This window comes from Mycobacterium sp. ABE4_509 (assembly GCF_056160785.1).
Map to the genome: position 1 here is coordinate 1 of NZ_JBSWXU010000222.1, position 5,878 is coordinate 5,878.

General features: G+C 70.5%; 6 protein-coding genes. 2 read left to right on the forward strand and 4 right to left on the reverse strand.

Annotated elements, in window-relative coordinates; genetic code table 11:
- Positions 1–234, forward strand: a 234-nt coding sequence (locus tag ACXAID_RS26745; protein WP_475025203.1) for an adenosylcobinamide-GDP ribazoletransferase, incomplete at its 5' end; no start/stop codon positions are given.
- Between the two features lie 9 nt (positions 235–243).
- Here ACXAID_RS26745 and ACXAID_RS26750 read toward each other — a convergent pair.
- Positions 244–1,347 carry a branched-chain amino acid aminotransferase gene (locus ACXAID_RS26750; RefSeq protein WP_475025204.1) on the reverse strand — a complete coding sequence of 368 codons (1,104 nt, stop codon included), beginning with the start codon at positions 1,345–1,347 and terminating at the stop codon, positions 244–246.
- A 57-nt stretch (positions 1,348–1,404) separates the two neighbouring features.
- A complete protein-coding gene (gene gcvT, locus ACXAID_RS26755; RefSeq protein WP_475025205.1) occupies positions 1,405–2,523 on the reverse strand; it encodes a glycine cleavage system aminomethyltransferase GcvT in 1,119 nt (372 codons plus the stop codon).
- A gap of 41 nt (positions 2,524–2,564) precedes the next feature.
- Here gcvT and ACXAID_RS26760 point away from each other — a divergent pair, with 41 nt between their 5' ends.
- Positions 2,565–4,094, forward strand: coding sequence for a leucyl aminopeptidase (locus ACXAID_RS26760; RefSeq protein WP_475025206.1), 1,530 nt, complete (start codon positions 2,565–2,567; stop codon positions 4,092–4,094).
- 18 nt (positions 4,095–4,112) lie between these two features.
- On the opposite strand, the gene ACXAID_RS26765 is transcribed toward ACXAID_RS26760, so the two are convergent.
- Positions 4,113–4,457 carry a type II toxin-antitoxin system HicB family antitoxin gene (locus ACXAID_RS26765; protein WP_475025207.1) on the reverse strand — a complete coding sequence of 115 codons (345 nt, stop codon included), beginning with the start codon at positions 4,455–4,457 and terminating at the stop codon, positions 4,113–4,115.
- Positions 4,458–4,723: 266 nt separating this feature from the next.
- Positions 4,724–5,878, reverse strand: a 1,155-nt coding sequence (locus ACXAID_RS26770; RefSeq protein WP_475025208.1) for an SDR family oxidoreductase, incomplete at its 5' end; no start/stop codon positions are given.

The following is a 5,878-nucleotide window of genomic DNA, read 5'->3' on the forward strand; positions in this document are numbered from 1 at the left end:
GTGCCGCGCTGGGTAGTGGGTGCCTGGATCCTCGGGGTGGCCGCACTGGCCGTCGCCGCCGGCGATCGCCCGTGGCAGGGACCGGTGGCCGTGCTGGTGGCGCTGGCGTGCAGTGCCGCGCTGGTCGCGCACTGCGTCCGCCGGTTCGGCGGCATCACCGGAGACGTGCTCGGCGCCGCCGTGGAGGTGACCACGACCGTGGCCGCGGTCGGGATGGCCATCTCGGTGGGCTGAACGGCGCCCTCAGCTGAGCCGGGCCATCCAGCCGTGGGTGTCGGCGAAGGTGCCGCGCTGGATTCCGGTGAGCGTGTCGCGCAGCGCCATGGTGATCTCGCCGGGCTCGCCGTCGGCGATGGTGAACTCTCCCTCGGCGTGCTTGACGTGGGACACCGGTGTGATGACGGCGGCGGTGCCGCAGGCGAACACCTCGGTGATCTCCCCCGCGGCGGCCTTCTTCTGCCACTCGTCGACGTCGATCTTGCGTTCCTCGACCGCAAAGCCCGCGTCGGTGGCCAACTGCAGCAAGGAATCCCGGGTGATGCCGGGCAGCAGTGACCCGGACAGCTCGGGGGTGACCAGGCGCGCTGTACCGCCGCTGCCGAAGACGAAGAACAGGTTCATCCCGCCCATCTCCTCGACGTAGCGGCGTTCGATGGCGTCCAGCCACACCACCTGGTCGCATCCGTGGGCGGCGGCTTCGGCCTGGGCCAGCAGCGAGGCGGCGTAGTTGCCGCCGAACTTGGCGGCGCCGGTGCCGCCGGGCGAGGCGCGCACGTATTCGTGGGACAGGAACACGCTGACCGGCTTGATGCCGCGCGGGAAGTAGGCCCCGGCGGGAGACCCGATCACCAGGTAGCGGTACTCGTCGGCCGGTCGCACCCCGAGGCCGGGCTCGGTGGCGAAGATGAACGGGCGCAGATACAGCGATTCCTCGCCCCCGGCGGGCGGCACCCAGATCTCGTCGACGGCGATCAACTGGCGCAGCGACTCGATGAACAATTCCTCGGGGAGCTCCGGGATGGCCAGCCGACGCGAGGATGTCCGCAGCCGGGCCGCGTTGGCCTCCGGCCGGAACGACACGATCGAACCGTCGGCCCAGCGGTAGGCCTTCAGCCCCTCGAAGACCTCCTGGGCGTAGTGCAGCACGATCGCCGACGGGTCGAGCTCGATGGGGCCGTAGGGCAGCACGCGCGGGTCGTGCCAGCCGCGGCCGGCGGTGTAGTCGACCGACACCATGTGGTCGGTGTGGAACTTGCCGAAGCCGGGGTTGGCCAGGATTCCGGCACGCACCTCGTCGCTCGCCGGGGTCGCGTTGCGCTCGACGGTGAACCCGAGGCCATCAGTCATGAAAGCGATTGTATAACCGGCCCGCCAGCGATTTACGCTCCCTGGTCCGGGCCCGGTTCAGCGGGTGCGGGTGTCGACGAACGGCGGCTTGACCACTTCACATTCGATGAGCCGGCCACGCACGTCGACCGCGACGTGGTCGCCGTCCGCGACCCCGGCGGCGGTGTCGATCAGCGCCAGTGCGATCCCCACTTTCAAAGTGGGAGAGAAGGTTCCCGACGTGGTGATGCCGATCGGCGCGGCGCCTTCCTGCGAGCCGGCCAGCACGGTGAGCTCGCCGCGCAGTACGCCGCGGCCGAGCGCCTTGAGCCCGCGCAGCGTGCGTCGCGGACCGGCTTCCTTCTCCGCCAGCAGTGCCGTACGCCCCCAGAAGGCGTCCTTCTTCCACCCGACCGCCCAGCCGCAGCGCGCCTGCAGCGGCGAGATGTCCAGCGACAGCTCGTGGCCGTGCAGCGGGTAGCCCATCTCGGTGCGCAGCGTGTCGCGGGCACCCAGCCCGGCCAGCTGCCCGCCCGCCGCCCCGACCGCGTCGACCAGGGCGTCGAACACGACCCCCGCCTGATCCCAGGCCGGTAGCAGTTCGTAGCCGTGCTCACCGGTGTAGCCGGTGCGGCACACCCGCACGTCGGCGCCGGCGTAGGTGGCGTCGGCGTAACCCATGTAGTCCATGTCGGTGGGCAGGCCGAGGCCGCCGACGACGTCGGCGGACCGGGGCCCCTGCACGGCCAGCACGGCTCGGGACCGGTGCAGGTCGGTGACGGTCACACCGGCTGGTGCGTTGTCCTGCAGCGCGGCGACGACGCCGCTGGTGTTGGCCGCGTTGGGCACCAGGAAGATCTCGTCGTCGGAGACGTAGTAGGCGATCAGGTCGTCCATGACGCCGGCGAGGTCCCCGCCGTCGGTGCAGCACATCGTGTACTGGGCTTTGCCGAGGCCGATCTTGCGCAGGTCGTTGGTGAGCGCGGAGTTGACGTATTCCGCCGCCCCGGGACCCTTGACCAGGGCTTTACCGAGGTGGCTGACGTCGAACAGGCCCACCGCCTCGCGGGTGGCGTTGTGCTCGGCGACGGTGCCGGCGTAGGACACCGGCATCAGCCAGCCGCCGAATTCGGCGAAGCTCGCGCCCAGCTCGCGGTGTCGGTTCTCCAGGGGGCCGGCCAACAGGTTGTCACTCACGCCGAACCAGACTAGTAGCCCAGTGGCTAGGGTGAGTCCTCGTGAGCCCCGTCAGCACCTCATCCGGTTATCCGTCCCCCACCGTCGCCGTGGCCAGCACCCTGCCGAAACGCAAGGTCGACTCGTCGGTCCTGATCGTCGGAGTGCTCAGCGGTGACGACGACGCGCCGGCCACCGTGGTGGGCAATCCGTATCTGGACGCCGAGGCCGTCGGCGAGATCGAGGTGGCGCTCGCGGCGCTGGGCGCGAAGGGGGGCGCCGAGCAGGTGACCCGGGTGGTGGTGCCGTCGCTGCCGGTGGACAGCGTGCTGACCGTGGGGTTGGGCCGGGAGCGCGACCAGTGGCCCGCCGAGACGATCCGGCGGGCTGCCGGGGTGGCGGCCCGCTCGCTGTCCGGGGTCCAGAACGTGTTCACCACGCTGTCCGACATCGACCTCGAAGCGTCGATCGAGGGGCTGATCCTGGGCGCCTACCGGTTCAGCGCGTTCCGCAGCGACAAGACCGCACCGAAGGACGCCGGGGTGGCCAAGATCAGCGCGCTGACCCCCGACACCAGAGCGGCCACCAAAGAGATCGCCAGCCGGGCGGCGGCGGTCGCCGCGGCGGTCGCGACCGCCCGGGATTTCGTGAACACCCCGCCCAGCCACCTCTACCCCGCCGAATTCGCCAAGCGGGCAAAGGCTTTGGGGGATGCCGCCGGCCTCGGGGTCGAGGTGCTCGACGACAAGGCGCTGGCCAAGGACGGCTACGGCGGGATCGTCGGCGTGGGCAAGGGTTCCTCCCGCCCGCCGCGGCTGGTCCGGTTGACCCACCGTGGCGCCAAGAACAAGAACAGCAAGTCGGTCGCGCTGGTCGGCAAGGGCATCACGTTCGACACCGGGGGCATCTCGATCAAGCCCGCCGCCAACATGCACCACATGACCTCCGACATGGGTGGGGCTGCCGCGGTGATCGCCACCGTGGTGCTCGCCGCACAGCTCAAACTGCCGATCGACGTCGTGGCGACCGTTCCGATGGCCGAGAACATGCCGTCGTCGACGGCCCAGCGCCCGGGCGACGTGCTGACCCAGTACGGCGGCATCACCGTGGAGGTGCTCAACACCGACGCCGAGGGCAGGTTGATCCTGGCCGACGCGATCGTGCGGGCCTGCGAGGACGAACCCGATTACCTCATCGAGACGTCCACGCTGACGGGCGCGCAGACCGTCGCGCTGGGCTCGCGCACGCCCGGGGTGATGGGTAGCGACGAGTTCCGGGACCGGGTGGCCGAGATCTCGCAAGCTGTCGGCGAGAACGCCTGGGCGATGCCGCTGCCCGAGGAACTGAAGGACGACCTGAAGTCCACGGTGGCCGATCTGGCCAATGTGAGCGGGTCGCGCTTCGCCGGGATGCTGGTCGCCGGGACCTACCTGCGGGAGTTCGTCGCCGACGGCGTGCAGTGGGCCCACATCGACATCGCCGCGCCGGCCTACAACTCGGGCGGCCCGTGGGGATACACCCCCAAGGGAGGTACCGGGGTGCCCACGCGGACCATGTTCGCGGTGCTCGAGGACATCGCCGCGAACGGCTGAGGAGTTCGTGGGCCTGGATCACCAGTCCAGTGCGGGCGGTCGGTTGGCCAGTTTCTGCACCACCCACTGGTTGAGCGACACGCCCTGTTCTGCGGCCTCCATCGTCAACCGGGAGTGCAGTTCGCCCGATGTGCGGACGAGGAAGTTGCCGCTGAAATCGTGATCGGCGAACGGTTCCGGCGGCTCACCGCCGATCGCCCCGGCCATGTCTTCCAGGTAGCGGTCCGTCGCCGTCTCCGCACGGGTCATCGCCTCGGAGGCGGTGGGCCCCGCCTCCCGCAGCGGCGGTATCTCCAGGCAGCGGGCGACGTATTGTCCGCTCCTGGAGGAGAATTCGACACGGTAGGTATAGCGGTGACTCATCCGCGCAACGCTAACCTGGCGCGGCCGCGGCAGCGGTCACCAATCCGGCCACCGGTGCCACTTCTGTCACATGCACCACACCAGTCGCTCGAAGCTTCCTGCTGTCGTTCCGACAATCCGGTATCGCCGACGCTAGCGGCCTGCCCGATATCGCGGGCGATAGCGCATTCGCCGGGCGACACCCGCAGCCCCGGCAGAGGCTGCCGGGACTGATGTTGCAGACGGTGTCGATGTGACCTATCCCGCGGAGCCCGGGTCAGCACCTCCTACAGCAGGCTGCCGCCGCGGGCCGTGCTGCGCATGACCGGCGGAAGCGCGTGCGCGGCCCCGTAGACGAGATACGCCTCGGGCGTCACCGGCCGCACCGCCTTGTTCTTCACCACCGCATCGAGGATGGCGACGGCGACCTTCTCCGGACCGTAACGCCGCACGGCGAAACCGCGCTGGGCGCGGCCGCGCACCGCCTCGGCATCGGCCCGGCGCAGATCAGGCAACGAAAAGCGGGTGGACCCCACGATGTTGGTGCTGACCACACCCGGACAGATCGTGGTCAGGCCGACACCGGCGGCGTCGAGTTCGGCGCGCAGACAGTCCGAGAACATGAACACCGCAGCCTTGGACGTGCAGTACGCGTTCATCGCGCTCAGCGGTGCGTAGGACGCCATCGAGGCGACGTTGACGATGTGGCCGCCGCTCCCCCGCGCAGCCATGCGGGTGCCGAAGGCGCGGCAACCGTTGACGACACCGCCGAAGTTGATGTCCAGCACGCGGTCGAATTCCTCGGCCGGGGTGTCCAGGAAGAAGCCCGCATGCCCGACCCCGGCGTTGTTCACCACGACGTCGGGCACCCCGTGGTGCGCGCACACCTGCTCGGCGAACGCCTCGACAGCGCCGGCGTCGGCCACGTCGAGCCGGTAGCTGTACGCCGCGCCGCCCTGTGCGGTGATCAGCCGGGCGGTCTCGGCGAGCCCGGGCTCGTCGACGTCGCTGATCACCACCTCGGCCCCGGCCCGCGCGAACGCGATCGCCGTCTCCCGGCCGATACCGCTGCCGGCTCCGGTCACCGAGACCAGGGTGTCGGTGAAGGCCTGCCGCGCCCGGCCGACCTGAGCCCGCCTCAGCTCGCGGGCGGCAGGCGCGCCGTCGAGGTGGTCGGCGAACTGGGTCACCGCGCGGGCCAACACCTGCGGGTGCGAGGTCACCAGCGCGTGCCCGCCCTTGACGTCGCGGCGCCACAGCCGCGTCACCCAGGCCGCCATGTCGTCGTAGACGTGCGGCGCAACGAATTCGTCCTCGGTGCCGACGATGAGCTGGACCGGCACCTCGAGGTGCAGGTCGCTGCCGGCGGCGGCCAGGTTGGCCCGGCAGTGCTTGTCCGGCAGGGCCCGCGGCGCGGCGGCGGCCAGCTTGCCGAGCTGCCC